Annotated in this window: 20 protein-coding genes; 7 read left to right on the top strand and 13 right to left on the bottom strand. The window is 55.7% G+C overall.

Features of this window, described 5'->3' with window-relative positions:
- Nucleotides 1-36: 36 nt before the first annotated feature.
- The 4 genes from rnt to EE896_RS10465 form a co-directional block, all read right to left on the bottom strand.
- Nucleotides 37-705, bottom strand: coding sequence for a ribonuclease T (gene rnt, locus EE896_RS10480; RefSeq protein ID WP_003850282.1), 669 nt, complete (start codon nt 703-705; stop codon nt 37-39).
- A gap of 120 nt (nt 706-825) precedes the next feature.
- Nucleotides 826-1,233 (bottom strand): lactoylglutathione lyase, encoded by a 408-nt coding sequence (gene gloA / locus EE896_RS10475; RefSeq protein ID WP_008926200.1) that lies wholly within the window; start codon nt 1,231-1,233, stop codon nt 826-828.
- 116 nt (nt 1,234-1,349) lie between these two features.
- Nucleotides 1,350-2,447 carry an alkene reductase gene (nemA, locus tag EE896_RS10470; RefSeq protein WP_003850277.1) on the bottom strand — a complete coding sequence of 366 codons (1,098 nt, stop codon included), beginning with the start codon at nt 2,445-2,447 and terminating at the stop codon, nt 1,350-1,352.
- Between the two features lie 50 nt (nt 2,448-2,497).
- Entirely contained in the window at nt 2,498-3,094 is a 597-nt protein-coding gene (locus EE896_RS10465) for a TetR/AcrR family transcriptional regulator (protein ID WP_110411480.1), read from the bottom strand.
- A 183-nt stretch (nt 3,095-3,277) separates the two neighbouring features.
- On the opposite strand from EE896_RS10465, the gene EE896_RS10460 reads away from it, so the two are divergent.
- The 4 genes from EE896_RS10460 to EE896_RS10445 all read left to right on the top strand — a co-directional run bounded on the left by EE896_RS10460 (nt 3,278) and on the right by EE896_RS10445 (nt 5,683).
- Complete coding sequence (locus EE896_RS10460) at nt 3,278-3,517, top strand: DUF1289 domain-containing protein (protein WP_003850275.1); 240 nt, start codon at nt 3,278-3,280, stop codon at nt 3,515-3,517.
- A 68-nt stretch (nt 3,518-3,585) separates the two neighbouring features.
- Nucleotides 3,586-4,482: an aldo/keto reductase gene (locus EE896_RS10455; RefSeq protein WP_140915570.1), complete on the top strand. Its 897-nt coding sequence runs from the start codon at nt 3,586-3,588 to the stop codon at nt 4,480-4,482.
- An 84-nt stretch (nt 4,483-4,566) separates the two neighbouring features.
- Nucleotides 4,567-5,085: a superoxide dismutase family protein gene (gene sodC / locus EE896_RS10450; protein WP_003850273.1), complete on the top strand. Its 519-nt coding sequence runs from the start codon at nt 4,567-4,569 to the stop codon at nt 5,083-5,085.
- A 130-nt stretch (nt 5,086-5,215) separates the two neighbouring features.
- A complete protein-coding gene (locus EE896_RS10445) occupies nt 5,216-5,683 on the top strand; it encodes a hypothetical protein (RefSeq protein ID WP_003850272.1) in 468 nt (155 codons plus the stop codon).
- On the opposite strand, the gene EE896_RS10440 is transcribed toward EE896_RS10445, so the two are convergent.
- From EE896_RS10440 to EE896_RS10430, 3 genes are read right to left on the bottom strand one after another with little or no spacing between them, the layout of a single operon-like run.
- Entirely contained in the window at nt 5,684-7,684 is a 2,001-nt protein-coding gene (locus EE896_RS10440) for an FUSC family protein (RefSeq protein ID WP_140915571.1), read from the bottom strand.
- Nucleotides 7,681-8,538 carry an efflux RND transporter periplasmic adaptor subunit gene (locus tag EE896_RS10435; RefSeq protein WP_003850270.1) on the bottom strand — a complete coding sequence of 286 codons (858 nt, stop codon included), beginning with the start codon at nt 8,536-8,538 and terminating at the stop codon, nt 7,681-7,683. Before EE896_RS10435 ends, EE896_RS10440 begins: the two co-directional genes overlap by 4 nt.
- Before the next feature lie 5 nt (nt 8,539-8,543).
- Complete coding sequence (locus EE896_RS10430; RefSeq protein ID WP_003850269.1) at nt 8,544-8,780, bottom strand: DUF1656 domain-containing protein; 237 nt, start codon at nt 8,778-8,780, stop codon at nt 8,544-8,546.
- Nucleotides 8,781-8,930: 150 nt separating this feature from the next.
- Between EE896_RS10430 and slyA the strand changes: the two genes are divergently transcribed.
- A complete protein-coding gene (slyA, locus tag EE896_RS10425; protein WP_003850268.1) occupies nt 8,931-9,368 on the top strand; it encodes a transcriptional regulator SlyA in 438 nt (145 codons plus the stop codon).
- A 40-nt stretch (nt 9,369-9,408) separates the two neighbouring features.
- On the opposite strand, the gene slyB is transcribed toward slyA, so the two are convergent.
- Entirely contained in the window at nt 9,409-9,876 is a 468-nt protein-coding gene (slyB, locus tag EE896_RS10420) for an outer membrane lipoprotein SlyB (RefSeq protein ID WP_003850267.1), read from the bottom strand.
- A 282-nt stretch (nt 9,877-10,158) separates the two neighbouring features.
- Between slyB and anmK the strand changes: the two genes are divergently transcribed.
- Nucleotides 10,159-11,280 carry an anhydro-N-acetylmuramic acid kinase gene (anmK, locus tag EE896_RS10415; RefSeq protein WP_003850265.1) on the top strand — a complete coding sequence of 374 codons (1,122 nt, stop codon included), beginning with the start codon at nt 10,159-10,161 and terminating at the stop codon, nt 11,278-11,280.
- Between the two features lie 47 nt (nt 11,281-11,327).
- On the opposite strand, the gene EE896_RS10410 is transcribed toward anmK, so the two are convergent.
- The 3 genes from EE896_RS10410 to EE896_RS10400 form a co-directional block, all read right to left on the bottom strand.
- Complete coding sequence (locus EE896_RS10410) at nt 11,328-11,561, bottom strand: DUF4060 family protein (RefSeq protein WP_003850264.1); 234 nt, start codon at nt 11,559-11,561, stop codon at nt 11,328-11,330.
- Nucleotides 11,562-11,789: 228 nt separating this feature from the next.
- A complete protein-coding gene (locus EE896_RS10405; RefSeq protein ID WP_003850263.1) occupies nt 11,790-13,001 on the bottom strand; it encodes a diguanylate phosphodiesterase in 1,212 nt (403 codons plus the stop codon).
- Between the two features lie 98 nt (nt 13,002-13,099).
- Nucleotides 13,100-13,624, bottom strand: a complete 525-nt coding sequence (locus EE896_RS10400) for a GNAT family N-acetyltransferase (RefSeq protein WP_003850262.1) — start codon at nt 13,622-13,624, stop codon at nt 13,100-13,102.
- A gap of 287 nt (nt 13,625-13,911) precedes the next feature.
- Between EE896_RS10400 and EE896_RS10395 the strand changes: the two genes are divergently transcribed.
- Nucleotides 13,912-14,145: a hypothetical protein gene (locus EE896_RS10395; RefSeq protein ID WP_003850261.1), complete on the top strand. Its 234-nt coding sequence runs from the start codon at nt 13,912-13,914 to the stop codon at nt 14,143-14,145.
- Nucleotides 14,146-14,299: 154 nt separating this feature from the next.
- Here the strand turns inward: EE896_RS10395 and EE896_RS10390 are convergent, their stop codons facing one another.
- A complete protein-coding gene (locus EE896_RS10390; protein ID WP_003850260.1) occupies nt 14,300-15,448 on the bottom strand; it encodes an MFS transporter in 1,149 nt (382 codons plus the stop codon).
- Nucleotides 15,445-15,987: a TetR/AcrR family transcriptional regulator gene (locus EE896_RS10385; protein WP_003850258.1), complete on the bottom strand. Its 543-nt coding sequence runs from the start codon at nt 15,985-15,987 to the stop codon at nt 15,445-15,447. Before EE896_RS10385 ends, EE896_RS10390 begins: the two co-directional genes overlap by 4 nt.
- Between the last annotated feature and the right edge of the window lie 173 nt (nt 15,988-16,160).

Raw genomic sequence — 16,160 nt, 5'->3', positions numbered from 1 at the left:
CCGACATCACGTCGGCCTTTTCCATTGCAGCCTCCCTTATGCGGATGCACTGGCTTCTGCATCGCCTTCCGCGAAAGGCAGTGGCCAGCCGCCTAAGCGTTTCCAGCGGTTCACCAGCTCGCAGAACAGTGTTGCTGTCTGCTGCGTGTCATAAAGCGCCGAATGCGCCTGGGTACTGTCAAACTCCATTCCCGCCGCAATACAGGCTTTCGCCAGAACCGTCTGACCCAGCACCAGTCCGCTGAGTGCCGCGGTGTCAAAGGTGGCAAAGGGGTGAAACGGATTGCGCTTCAGGCTGGCACGCTCTGCCGCTGCTGACATAAAGTTCAGGTCAAAAGTGGCATTGTGCGCCACCATAATGGCGCGATTGCAGCCACTGTCCTTAATCCCCTTGCGCACCATTTTGAAAATGGCATGCAGCGCTTCATATTCACTGACTGCTCCGCGCAGCGGATTGCTGGGATCGATACCGGTAAACGCCAGCGCTTCAGGATGCAGCAGCGAACCGACAAACGGTTCGACGTTGAAATGCAGCGTCTGGTCAATCTGAATCCAGCCCTCTTCATCCATTTTCAGCGTGATGGCAGCAATCTCCAGTAACGCATCGGTTTGCGCGTTGAAACCTGCGGTTTCAACGTCGATCACCACCGGATAGAAGCCACGGAAACGTTGATTGAGTGCATTAGGGGAATTCGATTCAGACATCAGGATCTCGTTGCAGAAAAAGGGCAGCGCGTATTATGGCAAAAAACGGGGCCGGGTGCAGCAGATGAAGCGCAGAGAAGGGGATTCAGCCCACCCGAACGGGCAGGCTGAGGGGCAGGTTTAGTTGCCCAGGCCGTTGCCGGCATCTTTGTTTTCGATCAGCTCGATTTTGTAACCATCGGGATCTTCAACAAAGGCAATAATGGTAGAGCCGCCTTTGACCGGGCCAGCCTCACGCGTCACGTTGCCGCCATCTTTACGGATGCGTTCGCAGGCAGCTGCCGCGTCATCCACGCCCAGTGCAATGTGACCATACGCATTACCGAGGTCATACTTATCGACGCCCCAGTTATAGGTCAGTTCGATTACCGCACCTTCGCTCTCGTCGGTGTAGCCCACAAAGGCCAGGGTATATTTATATTCGGTGTTTTCGCTCTGACGCAGCACGCGCATGCCGAGCACACGAGTGTAGAAATCGATTGAACGTTGCAGATCGCCAACGCGCAGCATGGTATGAAGTAAACGCATAACATCCTCTTTTAAATAAAACGCCATCGCCGGATGACCCAGGCGATAAGTATAGCGATGAAAATCGCCATTGAATAATGGCTGCCGTCATCGTCCCGGACGGCAGCCCAAAACGATTACAGCGTCGGGTAGTCGATATACCCTTCAGCGCCGCCGCCGTAGAAGCTTTCCGGGCGCTGTGGATTGAGCGGCGCATCCTGCTGCAGACGCTCAACCAGGTCCGGGTTAGCTATGTAATCGCGACCAAAGGCAACGGCATCGATCAGACCACGACCAATCAGGTCATCGGCTTTCTCAACGGTGTAGGCACCCGCACCGATGATGGCACCCGGGAAGAGATCACGCACTTTCTGGCGGAAAGCGTCGGTGTAAGGCTGACCACCGGCCCAGTCTGGCTCAGAGAGGTGCAGATAGGCGATATTGCGTTTTGCCAGCTCGCCGATGTACCACAACGCCGCTTCTTCTTCGTCCGGACCGTTATCCAGATTCTGGAAGCTGCCGATAGGTGATACGCGAATACCAATGCGATCGGCAGACCAGTTAGCAATGACCGCATCAACTACTTCAAGCGCAAAGCGACCGCGTTTTTCAATGCTGCCACCGTATTCATCGGTACGCTGGTTGGAGTCTGGTGCCAGGAACTGGTGAATCAGATAACCGTGCGCCGAGTGCAGCTCAAGCAGATCAAAGTCCGCTTCACGTGCGTTGGCCGCAGCCTGACCGAAATCGGCCACGATCTGCTTGATCTCCGGCACGGTCAGTTCACGCGGTGTTGAGGTATCTTCGCGATAAACGCTGCCATCTTCCGCACGCAGTGAAGTACGGGTGCCTGCAGCAATCGCCGAGGGAGCCACCGGTGCTTTACCTTCCGGCTGCACGCTGTTATGAGAGATACGACCGGTATGCCAAAGCTGCACGGCGGTGTGGCCGCCAGCCTGATGCACGCCTTCGTTAATCGCTTTCCACGCTGCAATCTGTGGCTGCGTATGTAAGCCTGGTGCACCAGCATAGCCTTTCGCCTGGAAAGAGATCTGGGTTGCTTCAGTGATGATCAGACCGGCGCTGGCGCGCTGACGGTAATATTCCGCCATCATCGGGGTAGGGATGTCGCCAGGCTCGATGCTGCGCAGACGGGTCAGCGGTGCCATGAATACGCGGTTTGGGACGGTAATTGCGCCGACTTTCAGCGGATTAAACAGCTGGGTACTCGCCATAATAGCTCCTGATTAGTAGACCAGTCGTCTACAAATGCGTTTTTTAAAAATTAGTGGCTCTTAAGCCACTGTTCGATGGTACTCAATGCCAGGCGCAGTGGCTGCGCCTCACGGGAAATTTTGCTCTGCAGGCTGGCGCCAAGCCACAGCAACGACAGTAATTCCGCCATCTGCGCGGGAGGCTGTGGCAGGTTCATCGACTCCTGCTGTTCTGCAGCGATCAGCGTCCGGGCGTAGAGGGCCGTGATTTTCGCTGCGCCCTGCTGCAGTGCGTCACGCATTGGCTCAGAAAGATCGCATACCTCAGCGGAGATCTTAACGCCCAGACAACCCATAATGTGACCCTGCTGCACAAACAGCTCAACGGCCGCACGAAAGTGGTTCAGCAGACGCTCACACGGGGTGCCGCTGGTCTGGTTGAGCTGCAGCTCGACATCCTGCAGGAAACGCGCAAAGTAACGTTCCAGTAACGCCACGCCAAACGCTTCTTTAGAGCGGAAATAGTAGTAGAAGGAGCCTTTCGGCACCGCCGCCTGCGTCAGCAGCTCACTGAGGCCCATTCCGGCAAAGCCGCGCTGAAGACAGAGTGTCTCCCCTGTCTGGAGCAGGTGTTCACGGGTTTCATTACGTTGCAGCGTCTTATTCATGGCTCTGAGATTAGTAGACCAGTCGGTCTAACGCAACTCAGTCTGTTGCATTTGGCACAGAGTGTTCACCCCAGAGAGAAAGAAAAGGATAATTCTGACCGGTCAGGATTTTCTTCCTGCGCAACCAGGCTACGCTTTTGAGTGGACTGATTTTGCTTTTTATTTAATGAATCTGGAGTCGTGGTGGCCGAGCAGCTTGAGTTTTTTCCGGTTCCCAGCCCCTGTCGCGGCATCTGCCAGACGGATGCACGCGGTTACTGCCTGGGATGTTTACGCAGCCGCGATGAGCGGTTCAACTGGCTGCGCTTTAGTGATGCGCAAAAGCGTGAGGTGATACGCCTTTGTCAGCAGCGTCGACAGCGTCTGCAGCGTCAACAGAAAGGCGACGAGCCACCCGAGCCACAACAGCCAGAGTTATTCTGACGACTTTGCGCTTTCCGTTATACTCTCTGACACATTAATTACAGCCCACGCGCAACAGGGAGAACGTCATGTTAGAACCGCAAGCCATCGCTTCACAGGGGCCAGAATTTTCACCGCTGGTTATGGGGTACTGGCGCCTGATGGAGTGGGGCATGTCACCTCAGGAGCGCGTCGCGTTTATTGAGCACCATCTGCGGCTTGGCATTACCACCGTTGACCATGCCGACATCTACGGTGACTACCAGTGTGAAGCGGCATTTGGCGAGGCGCTGAAACTGGCACCCGGACTGCGCGACCAGCTGCAGATTGTGACCAAATGCGGTATTGCTACCCGCGCCCGGCCTGAGCATCAGATTGGCCACTACATCACCGATAAAAACCATATCCTGCAGAGCGCTGAAAACTCGCTGCGCCATCTCCACACCGATCGCCTTGATTTGCTCCTGATCCATCGCCCCGATCCGCTGATGGCGGCTGACGACGTGGCTGAAGCCTTTATGGCATTGCATCAGAGCGGCAAGGTTCTGCATTTTGGCGTCTCAAACTTCACACCCTCTCAGTTCTCCCTGCTGCAATCCCGCTTGCCGTTCTCGCTGGTCACCAATCAGCTGGAGATTTCACCGGTTCAGCAAAGCGTGCTGCTGGATGGATCGCTGGATCAATGCCAGCAACTGCGCATTCGTCCGATGGCCTGGTCCTGTCTGGGAGGAGGCCGCCTGTTTAACGATCCGCACTATCAGCCACTGCGTAACGAACTGGAAACTGTGCGGCAGGAAACCGGCGCCACCAGCCTGGATCAGGTCGTTTATGCCTGGATACTGATGCTGCCGTCGCGCCCACTGCCCATTATCGGTTCAGGTAAAACATCCCGGGTCAGCGAAGCCGCTGGTGCACTGAATGTCATGCTGACACGTCAGCAGTGGTTCCGCATTCGTAAGGCGGCGCTGGGTTTTGATGTGCCCTGAAGCGTAAAAGTGCGTCAATCTTCAGCAAAATAGCGCAACAGCGACCAGACTTACCTCAATCCCTGGGATGAAAAAGGAGTCATCATGAAAATGAAAGCTGTTGCGCTATTCGCCCTGATCGCCTGCGGTGCAGCACAGGCTGCCAGCGAGCAGGTTACGGTCCATCAGGTTACCGCTGAAGGCATCGGAAAATCGGTTGGCACGGTAAAAATTGACGAGACACAGTATGGTCTGCAGTTCACGCCCGATCTGAAAGGCCTTCAGCCAGGCATTCATGGTTTCCATGTCCATGCTAAAGGCAGCTGTGAGCCGGGCGAGTCTGAAGGCAAAGTGGTCGCCGCCGGTGCTGCGGGCGGTCACCTTGATCCTGCCAACAGTGGCAAACATCTGGGGCCTTACGCTGAGGGACATCTCGGGGATTTGCCTGCGATTTATGTCGATGACAAAGGCAATGCAACCTATCCGGTGCTGGCACCTCGTCTGAAATCCTTAAACGAGATCAAAGGAAAAGCGCTGATGGTGCATGCTGGCGGGGATAACCACGCCGATCATCCTAAACCGCTGGGCGGCGGCGGGGCGCGTTATGCCTGCGGTGTAATCTGAGTGTCAGGGCGGCAGATAATGGCCGCCCGATTTTCTCCTGACTGTTTATGAAATGTTGTACCATCCCTGACATTTCCCCCCTATGATGTTGATTCAGGTAAGAAAGCGTGATGGGGAAAGGAGCAGGATAATGAAATTCAAGGGCGCATTACTGCTATGTCTGCTGCTGGTGGGATGCGATAAACCCAATGATACGCAGCTGGTGACCGAAACCGGTCGGGAACTTCAGCGCACCATTGATACCAGCCCGATGCGTGCCACCTGTGAAAAGATTGCTCAGGGTCGTGAATGGCTGAGTCGCAGCAGGGTGCGTAAGCTGGAGGCACAGGGTTGTGATCAGGTTTTTCGTAGCGCAACCGAAACCAATTTCACAGATACCACCATCTATCGTCGCACCATGACGATGGTGTGTGGTGGCATCCACGGTCAAAGTTTTACCGGCACTGAACTGACACGCCGGTTCATCTTTTCACCCGACGAGAAAGCGCTGGTCATTGAACCGATGACCGAGATGGATAAAACCCGCTTTGAAGGTCATAAAACGCTGCAGCAGTTGCAGGAAGATTTTAACCGGCAGCAACAGCAATATTGCCAGTAATTACGCCGGCACCGCCTGTTTCAGTTGTGCGAGCGAACAGCGCAGACGCCAGATAATGCCAGCCAGTTCGCTGGCTTCGTTGTTTTCCAGCGCCAGTAATGCGGTGATACTCTCCTCCAGTTCCCTTAGCATCTGATCCAGCGAGGTGTGGCGCACGCCACGGCTGCTGATGATCTGCTGCAGATTGTGCAGACTGCTATCACGAAACCCTGTCAGGGCCGCCGAATCGGCGCGCCATTCACGCAGTTGCCAGACAATATGTGAGCAGTTGAGTAGCACTACGCCCCAGCGAAGTAGCCAGGTGCGCGCCTGCTCATCCCGGCTATGGCTGAGCTGGCTGATGCGGTGGTAAATCTGCGATTCGAAGCGACTCTCACTGAGTCGGGGCCGCTGCCGCAGCTGATCGAGAAATGCCAGCCGCAGCGCGCGGATATGGCGTCGGCTGCGCCGCGCATCAGAGCTGGGCCGCAGAATCTGGAACGCCAGCCAGGCGAGCAGCACCCCGCAGACTTTGGCAATGTTATCGTTGAAAAAGGCCTGATAATCCCAGGTCGGTGGGTTTGTCACTGCGATAAACGAGCCCATAAAGACGATGAACTGTCCCCACATCCCGGCGCGCTGTTTCTGCTGCAGCTTGAAGAGTTGTAACGTCACCAGCAGCGGAAAGAGAAACAGTAAAAACGGCCACAGCTGACTGATCTGCACCATCAGGCCAAACTTCATCACAAAACTGAACGCAAACAGCCACAGCAGGGTTTTCAGCAGCAAGGTGACGCTGCCGCCGGGTGAGGGCACGGAGGCGTAAAGCACGCAGGCAATAGCGGTCAGGGTGAGCGCGGAAGCGCCTGAAGACCATTGCGTATTGATCCAGAAGGCGCAGCCCAGCACGATCACACAGAAGGTGCGCAGGGCGCTCCAGCCCGCTTCGGCACTGTCACTGTCGCGCGCCAGCGCCGGAACCGGCGGGGGTTGAAAGCGGGTATCGGCATCGGCACGATCCAGCAGACGAATCCAGCGCAGTACGTTGAGGTACATCCAGCAGAAGTAGCGCAGCCGCTGACAAAACGCGCGCTGCCGGTAGTCGCCGTCTGCGCCAGGCGTCACGCTGCGCAGGATTTGCGCAAGACGATATTTATCACACGCCGGTTTCGCCAGCTCAGCCAGCAGGCGCTGCAAGGCTTCAAACAGCGGCTCTGGCGCATCGGGCCAGTTCAGCAACATGCGCCGCAGGCTCGAAAGCACGCTGGTGAGTCGCAGCTGCTGATGCAGCACATAGTTCAGGACGTTGTTCTGTCGGCGAAAGCGGTAGTGGCTCCAGAACGCCTGAATCCGCAGCAGATTCATGGTCAGGATCTGGCTGATAACGTTTTCATGCGCGACACGAATGGTATCACTGGCCGAGGGCTGCAGCAGTAACACCGCATGCTCCAGCAAACGGGCATGCATCTGCTTCAGTGAGGTAATCAGCGCCTCGCCATCCGAGGTACTCGGCAGCACCATCATCATCAATCCGGCGCAGAGAATGCCGGAGATCACCTCGCAGACGCGTGCCTGCGCAATCGTCCACAGCGTGGTGATATCGGTGATATTCACGCTGCTGAAAGCGATGATGGCAGCGGTGTAACCCGCCAGTGAAAACGCGTAAGCGACGTTGTTCTGGTAGTGGTTCGAAATGCCGGTGCAGAGCGCCAGCCAGCCGGCAATGGCAAAGGTAAACAGCCAGGGCTCGTTCAGGGTGTGGCCGGCGATCAGCAGTGCGGCGGTGGCCCCCAGCAGGCTGCCGACAATGCGGCCAAGACTTTTGCTGATCGCGCCGCCAACGGTGGGAAAGCTGATCACGGCGGCAGAGGTCATCGCCCAGTAGGGTTCATCGAGATCCAGTCCATAGGCGATGCTCAGTGCCAGACACATGGCGATCGCGTTACGTAACGCATAGCGCCACTGGCCTCTGTTCGCTTTAATCCAGGGCAGTTGATCCCAGGCCAGCCACTGAACATTCATGGCTGGATGGTGATGGTGCAGCTGGTGCCGGCCACCAGATCAGCATTGGCCGGAAGCGAATCGAGACGAATGCGTACCGGTACCCGCTGCGCCAGCCGCACCCAGGGCACGTTTGGCTTGATATCGGGCACCAGGCCGCTGTCAGTCTCAATGCTCTGGTCATAGATGGCGCGGCCAATGCTGTCTACCTTGCCCTGCAGCCGCATGCTACTGCTGTAGAGCACCACCTGTGCCGTTGCGCCTGGATGAATATGGCGCAGCTTGGTCTCTTCGAAATAGCCCATGACGTAGTAAGAGTGGCTGTCGACCAGGGCAAACAGAGGCGAACCCGCAGTGGCATAGCTGCCGGGCCGAAGCGTGAGATTAGTGATCCAGCCATCCGCCGGTGCGGTCAGCGTTGTCTGTTGCAGATTCCAGCGCGCCCGTTCCCACTCCGCCTGCGCGGCTTTAGTGCTGGCAGCCGCAGCTCCGGCGCTTAAGCGTGCCGCATCGAGATCCTCGGCAGAGATGATGTTGCGCGGCAAGCTGCTGCGCCGGTTAAACTCGTGCTGCGCTTTCGCCAGGTCCGCTTGCGCTTTGCTGAGCTGAGCGGCGGCGTTGTCGAGCGCAATCTGCCACGGCACCGTGTCCAGCGTGACCAGCAGCTCGCCCTTGTGCACAAATTGATTGTCTTTGACCTTCAGTTCCGTAACCCGGCCCGAGACCTGAGGCGTGATATCCACCAGCTCTGCCCGCACTTTCCCGTCACGGGTCCAGGGCGACTGCATGTAGTAGTTCCACAGCCAGCCGCCGGCCAGTAACGCCAGTGCAAAGACAATGAGCGTTGAAAAATATTTTACCGCGTTAAATTTCATATCGATTATCCATGACCGATGAGCCAGAGAGCGGCGGTGACGCACAGCACAAACAGCGAGAGATCAAACAGGGTGGGATGCCAGATATCACCGGAGTAGATCCAGCCGCGCACCAGCGGGTGAATCAGCAGCCAGAAAAAGAAACCGAGGATCACCGCCTTGAACATCGGCGGGAAAAAGAGTGAGGCGCCAACCACCAGATCGGTCAGCGGGTTCTCACCTGAAAAAGCAGGAGTGAGCACGTGATAACATCCTTCGTTAACCCAAACAGCAGACGGGATGCGCTGCCGCGTTATCGTGGCCTGGCCCGGGATTTGTAATTTGTCCTGTAAACTCGCAGAATAGTGTAAAATCTGGCTTGATAGCTAGCAAGCTAATTATAAGGAGATGAAATGGATACGCCCCTCGGAACGGATTTATCTCGCCTGGTGCGCATCTGGCGCGCGTTGATTGATCAGCGGCTGAAACCGCTTGAGCTGACTCAGACACACTGGGTGACGTTGCACAATATTCATCAACTGCCGCCAGAACAGTCGCAGATTCAGTTAGCCAAAGCAATTGGGATTGAACAACCTTCGCTGGTGCGCACGCTGGATCAGCTGGAAGAGAAAGGACTTATAACCCGTTCGACCTGCGCTAACGATCGTCGTGCCAAGCGAATTAAGCTGACGCAGCAGGCTGAGCCAATTATCGAACAGGTTGAGACGGTAATTGATGAGACGCGGGATGACATTCTTTCCGGCATCAGCCAGGAAGAGATCCGTCAGATGGTGACGCTGATCGCCCGGCTTGAGAAAAATATTCTCGAACTTCAGAACAAAGAGAAATAAAAAAACCGACGCACAGGCGTCGGTTTTTTGTTTCACAACATCAGCGAGGTGAAACCGTCACCTGGCTGCCGTTGGATGCCATTGCAACACGCTGGCCAACAGAATAGCGCGAGGCGGCCTGCTTCTGAACCACCATGATGGTGTTGCCATCATCCTTACGGATTTCCAGCTCTACGCCATCCGTTTTATTCACTGCGCCCTGAACGCCCTGACCCGCAACGCCACCCAGAACGGCACCACCGGCTGTCGCCAGGCTACGTCCGGTGCCGCCACCAATGGTATTACCCAGGAAGCCACCTAACACCGCACCACCAATGGCACCGATGACGTTGCTCTCATCGCCGCCCTGGATCTTCACAGGACGAACGGAGACTAAGGTACCGTACGAAACGCTCTGGATTTGCTTTGCTTCACTGGCACTGTAGGTATCACCCGACAGCGTACTGGTATTGCTACAACCTGCGAGCATAGCACCGGTCAGAGCGACCACAATTACACGCTTAATCATTTGAAACTCCTTTAGTCGAGAAGGCGCCACGTTTACCGCTGTATCCTGCACACAGTATAAGACACAAACCTGGCAAATTAATCCCTGTCCGAATAAAACACGGTTGAACGAAGCATAGACTATGCAGGATTAACAATAATTCAATCGTGGTCTAAAAATAGTCCCATAACGTTATCAGTGAGCACGATTGGATAAAAACAATTTAATCATAGAATTAGCGATCATTATTTGTCAGGCTAGCCGCAGACGAATTGCACTTCCTGCCGGAAGTAAGGAATAGCTATGAAATCAGGACGCTATATCGGTGTGATGTCAGGCACCAGCCTGGATGGGGTGGATGTGGTGCTGGCTGCCATTGATGAAAATATGGTGGCACAGCAGGCAAGCTACTGCCATCCGATGCCAGCCGCGCTGCGTCAGGCGATTCTGGGAGTGTGTCAGGGGCAAACTCTGACGCTGTCGCAGCTTGGCCAGCTTGATACCCGCCTCGGCCAGCTCTTTGCTGAAGCCGTGGTGACATTGATGAAGCGTGAAGCGCTGGAGGCCAGTGACATCACGGCGATTGGCTGTCATGGTCAGACCGTCTGGCATGAGCCCCAGAGTGACGCACCTAATACGCTGCAGATAGGTGACAATAATCAGATTGTCGCGGCGACCGGCGTGACGGTGGTGGGTGACTTCCGCCGCCGTGACATGGCGCTGGGTGGGCAGGGTGCGCCGCTGGTGCCTGCCTTTCATCAGGCGCTGCTGATGGATGCCACTGAACGCCGCATGGTGCTGAATATTGGTGGCATTGCCAATCTCTCGCTGCTCATCCCGGGTCAGCCAGTGCGCGGCTTTGATACCGGCCCTGGGAATATGCTGCTGGATGCCTGGATCTGGCGCAATCAGGGGCAGCCGTATGACAAAGATGCACAGTGGGCGCGCAGCGGAACCGTGATTCAGCCACTGCTGGAGGCGCTGTTGCGTGAGCCATGGTTTGCGTTGCCGCCGCCGAAAAGCACCGGGCGCGAACACTTCAATCTTGGCTGGCTTGAACAGCATCTGCGCTATTTCCCGGGGCTGGCCCCACAGGATGTGCAGGCCACACTGGTTGAGCTGAGCGCCATCACTATCACGCAGCAGGTGTTACTCAATGATGGCTGCGACCGTCTGCTGGTGTGTGGCGGCGGGAGTCGTAATCCCCAGCTGATGGCGCGCCTGGCGGCGCATCTTCCTGGAACGGAAGTCACCCCTACTGATGCGGCGGGAATCAGTGGCGATGACATGGAAGCGCTGGCATTTGCGTGGCTGGCGTTTCGCACACTCTCCGGCCTGCCGGGCAATCTGCCTGCGGTAACGGGCGCACGGGAAAAGAGTGTGATTGGCGCAATCTATCCGGCCAATTCTCTCTATCGCCGTTAAGCGGGGATGGCGGGGGCACTTTGCCCCCGCGCTATGACAAGCGGCCGTCAGGCGGCGCCGGAGAGGTGCGTCAGATTGCGGACTCCGGTAATGACCGTAGCAACCATGGTTTCGCGTCGGGTAATCACCTCAACCTGGTAAAACCGGCTGCGGTAGGCGATAGAATAGATAATGGGATGGTACTTATTACCTTCTCCGTAGCGTGAGTAGTGCGCTTCAAGCGCACGGGTCGCTGCCAGGATATGGGAGGGCTCTTTATCACCGCGGATGATTTGCTTCATTCAGTTCCTCAAATGCTGTCCCTGGAGTCACGTCGCACGCATGGCGCGTAGCGCTGGCCTAAACACTGAACATCTGACTGCTAAACATTTAATCACTGACTGGGTAAGGTCTGACTGTGACGCGGGAAGATGACAGAAAGATGATCCCCCGGCGCTGTTAATTATTTAGCAGCCGCCGGGAAATCCAGCAAGGCAGGGGATTGAAAATTCATCCAAATCGCAGTGGAATTAAACCAGCTCGGGCCAGGCGACGGCTGCAAGGCCATTAAGTTGCGGTTGTGAGAACAGGAAACCCTGGAACTGAGTCACGCCTGCCGCTTCAAGCCACATCCACTCTTCTGGCTTTTCAATGCCCTCGGCGATAACGCCGATCTCCAGCGAGGAGCAGCATTTCAGAATGGCATGAATGATCGCCTGCTTGGGCCCGCTTTTATGCACATCCGAAATGATGGCACGATCAATCTTAATCTTGTCGGGCTGAATGCGGGTCAGCAGCGAAAGCCCGGCAAAGCCGGCACCAAAATCATCCAGCGCCAGGCTGATGCCGGCGGCTTTCAGCTGCCTGATAGCGGCTTCAAATGCCTCAGGTTGCGAGATGATTTCATTCTCGGTGAATTCCACCATAATCTGCTCCGGTACCAGCCCCTGGGCAGCAATCTCAGCCAGCAAAAACGGCACCGCGTCGGGCATTTCCACCAGAGTCATCGGCAGCAGATTGATCGACAAGGTCATCCCCTCGATCCCCAACTGCTTTGCCTGGGCAAACGCGACCTTTTTAGAGGTCAGATCAACCTGATAGAGCTGCTCCCGAGACAATCGGGAAAAATAGGCCAGCGGGGATTCACCCTGTGGGCCACGCAGCAGGGCCTCCAGCGAGACAATTTCGCAGGCAAAAGGATCGACGATAGGCTGAAAAGCAAAGCTGACGGCATTCTCAGCCAACAGTGCCGCGTCGCCTTCGCGCTGTTCTGATTCGTTACGGATAAACGTCCAGCCGCTGGCGGCTGGAATTTCAAAATAGTTCTCTTTTTCCCGCGCTTCGACAAAAGTTCGCAGGAACTGCAGGGCACGATCAGCGTAGGTCAGCTGATATTTCGTGGTGCATTTTGCCAGCACCGCTTCCAGCACCGTCTCTTTATCATGCAGCCGCAGATCGAACAGCTCCATTCCGACGTGACCAAAACGACGCGCTGGGGCGTAGTCACGCAGCAGTTCGACCAGATTATGATGGCGCGGGTCCTGGCAAATCCGGCTGTAGACCGCCTTAACCGCCGCCTCTGGACCTTCGAGCAGTTGGAAAAAGTGCGTGCCATTGAACAGCAAAATTCCGGTGACATTGGATGATTTATTGATTTTATTCGCTTTTAACGCCAGATCATTCAGGGTTTTCAGCGGCACATTCTCTGTAATGTGGCTGCGATAAATGATTGTCGACAACATAAAGTTTTCCGGAATTTTTAATTTTTGTTAACACACTTTACCAGAAGGTTCTCTACGGGAGAACGTGGGGCCGTGTGCCTTTCTCGCCAGCGCAATATTTAGTCTTTACTCGGTAACGCTGAATCGCCCAGTCCCAGAGTACGCTGCATAAAAACGGTATCCAGCCAGCGGCCCTGTTTAAAACCCACCGATCGCAGAATGCCGGTCATTTCAAAGCCCGCGGCGCGATGCAGGGCAATCGAACCCTGATTCTCGCTGTCACCAATGTTAGCGATCAACTGGCGATATCCTGCCTGCTCAGCCCACCTGATGGCATGTGCTAACAGATGTGAACCGGCTCCACGCTTTTGAAATCCGGGATCGATATAAATAGAGTCTTCCAGCGTATGCCTGTAGGCATGCCGTGGACGATAGGGGGCCAGATAGCAAAATCCACGGACGTCACCTTCACTGACAGCGACGAACCACGGCAGGCCCGCCTGCTGAACTTTACCTATCCGCTCGCCAATCGCGTCAGCGTCGGGCGGCACGGTCTCAAAGGAGCCGGTTCCGTTAATGACATGCCAGGCGTAGATTTGCTGAATCGCTGTGATGTGGCGCTCATCAGCCTCAAAAATTTCCATTATCTGGTTTTACCCCAAAAATCTGCACCTGGTGAAAAAACAACGGTATAGCGAGAGGTAAGAGGTCGCAATATAAATATTTCGCCTTTCAATGATTTTTATAGCGCCGTTCTCCAGGAAAAGTCCTGGCAGGTATAGTTAAATAAAACAGGTGGATTTAGTGCCACGACTCAATGGCGGTTAAGCCTATTCTGAAAACGGTGTTCGTCAGATGATCCGGGCCAGAGTTAACGTTATTATCTTTGCAATCAGGGCAGGGGCGATTATTTATCTGGAGGCGTGGCGTGATGCGATTTGTGGATTTTCTGAATAGTAAGCAGGGGCTGCATGCAGCCAGAAATCACTGCTTTGAATTAAATGGCGTGGTGCTGGGCCATTTCACGGCGCTATTTCTGCACGACAATCAGATTATTTTCACTAAAGACGGTAAGCAGTGCGCTGTGCCTTATTACCTGGGTCCTGAAGACGATTTACTCCAGCAGCAAATTAATCCTCGCATTAAAAATATCCGCGCTATCTGATTCGCGCGGGTGATTGTTATCACGCGATAGAGTCCGCCACGTAAAATTATTACGCCTCATTCTCCGGATACCTATTTTCGGGCTGTCTGGCATGGCACGTTAGCGACTATTAATTACGTTTGCCGGCGATTTTATTTCTTTCATCTCCCCCTGTTTATTTAACCGCCTCACCGCTGTTCTCTGCCGGTAAAACAAACAGCAACAGCAGAGCAACGATCGCAAAGAGCGTTAAGGCCGTAGTGGCACCCCAGCAGGCGTAGAGCTGGCCAAACAGCAGCGATCCCACAACCTGACCTACCGCCAGCATAAAAAACAGGATGCCGACGCCAGTCGCCGGGTCTTCGGCGGTGGCGCGAGCGCCCCAGACCAACAGCACGCCCGACAGGGTAACGTAACCTGCGCCGCAACAGGCAACCGCGATACCTAAGCCGATAGATTCACCATGACTCAGGGCCAGCACCAGCAGCGGCAGTGCCATACCACACAATGACAGCCGGTAAACGCCATTTAGCCCTATACGGGCAGCGACCAGGCCGGTTGCCGCACCCACAATGCCTGCACTTCCCGCAATCAGCCAGAGTAAGCGGGCGGTATCTGCATCAACACCGACATGCTGACGCAGAAGCGCCGACCCAAAGCTCCACCAGGCTGCACTGACCAGGCCCGACGTCAGCGCGATACCCATCAGCTGACGCATAGCGCGGCGATACAATCGCTGCTGCCAGTGACGCACTCTGGAGGTACGTTCCGCCGCTTGATCCTTTAACACGCGTATTACCGGCAGCACACAGAACAGTGATAGCAGGGCAAACAGCAGGCAGGCCGCGCGCCAGCCGCCTGGCAGCATGCTCAGGATCACTACCGTCAGGATAATGCCCGCGCTGGTACCTGCATTAATCAGCGTATTTATGCGCGGCTGACGTGCTGCAGGAATTCTGTGACTGACTGCCGCGGCCAGTGCGGGTGAAGCCAGACCAGAACTCAATCCGGCGATAAACAGTCCGGCCGCCAGCATCAGTACTGACGAGGCACTGGCGAGCAGAAGCAGACCTGCCGTTGCACTGAGTGAGGCCAGCAGCGCGGTCACGCGTGTGCCATAGCGATCTGTCAGCGCGGCTGAAGTGAGAATAGTGAAGCAGTAAGCCGCAAAGCTGCATGCCGACAGCAGCCCCGCCTGCTGTGGGGTAAACGGGATATCTGACGAGATAGCGGGCAGCATCAATCCCCATGAGAAGCGGGCCATGCCATAAGTCGCGGCGATCAGACTGAAGCCGGTGAGTGCCAGGGCGGTAGACGATCTCATCCGGTCACGCCGTTTTGACGCAGTAGCTGACGGGCGACCTGAGCCGCCTGTCGGGCTGCGGCGGGACCGGTGAGCAGCGCCGTAGTAATCGCGCCTTCGAAGAGTATCCAGATGGCATCACTCAGTTGCCGATCTTCAGCACCGTACAGATGCGTCACACACTGTGTTATGTAGTGGCGCATTGTGGCACGGAAGGCCAGTGCCTGAGCGGCCAGCTCACTGTCACGCTCAGCGTATTCCCCCCAGGCTTTCAGGAAGAAGCAGCCGTGGGCACCGTTCGCCCTGGTCCAGTCGCCCAGCACCACAAACAGCTGCTCTATCGCCTCTGGCTGTTGCGGTGGCAGCAGTTCAGCCATAAAACGCTGCTCGCGCGCACTCAGCACGGCAGAGGTCAGTGCTTCGCGTGAAGCGAAATGATGATAAAACGTACGCGTAGAGACGCCGGCTTCCCGACAGAGTTGATCGGTGCTGGTGGCGTGAAAGCCATGTGTGTAGAAGAGCCGCTCGGCAGCCTGAATGATATCGTTTCTCTTTTTCATGACTCAAAAGTAAACCGATCGTTTTACTTTTTCAAGCCCATTCCTATTCTTTGCACACGGCGGTATTGATAAATCCCCGACGGCGGGCACACTGGCGCTTCGCTTAAAGGGGCGCTGGAGGCTGCTTTTTTTCTTTTTCAGTCTCTGTTTATCAATACTCATACTTACCCCGG

Origin of the sequence: Pantoea eucalypti, assembly GCF_009646115.1 — a bacterium.
GTDB lineage: Bacteria > Pseudomonadota > Gammaproteobacteria > Enterobacterales > Enterobacteriaceae > Pantoea > Pantoea eucalypti.
The sequence above is the reverse complement of the archived record's forward strand: the minus strand, read 5'-3'. Positions and strand labels throughout refer to the sequence as shown.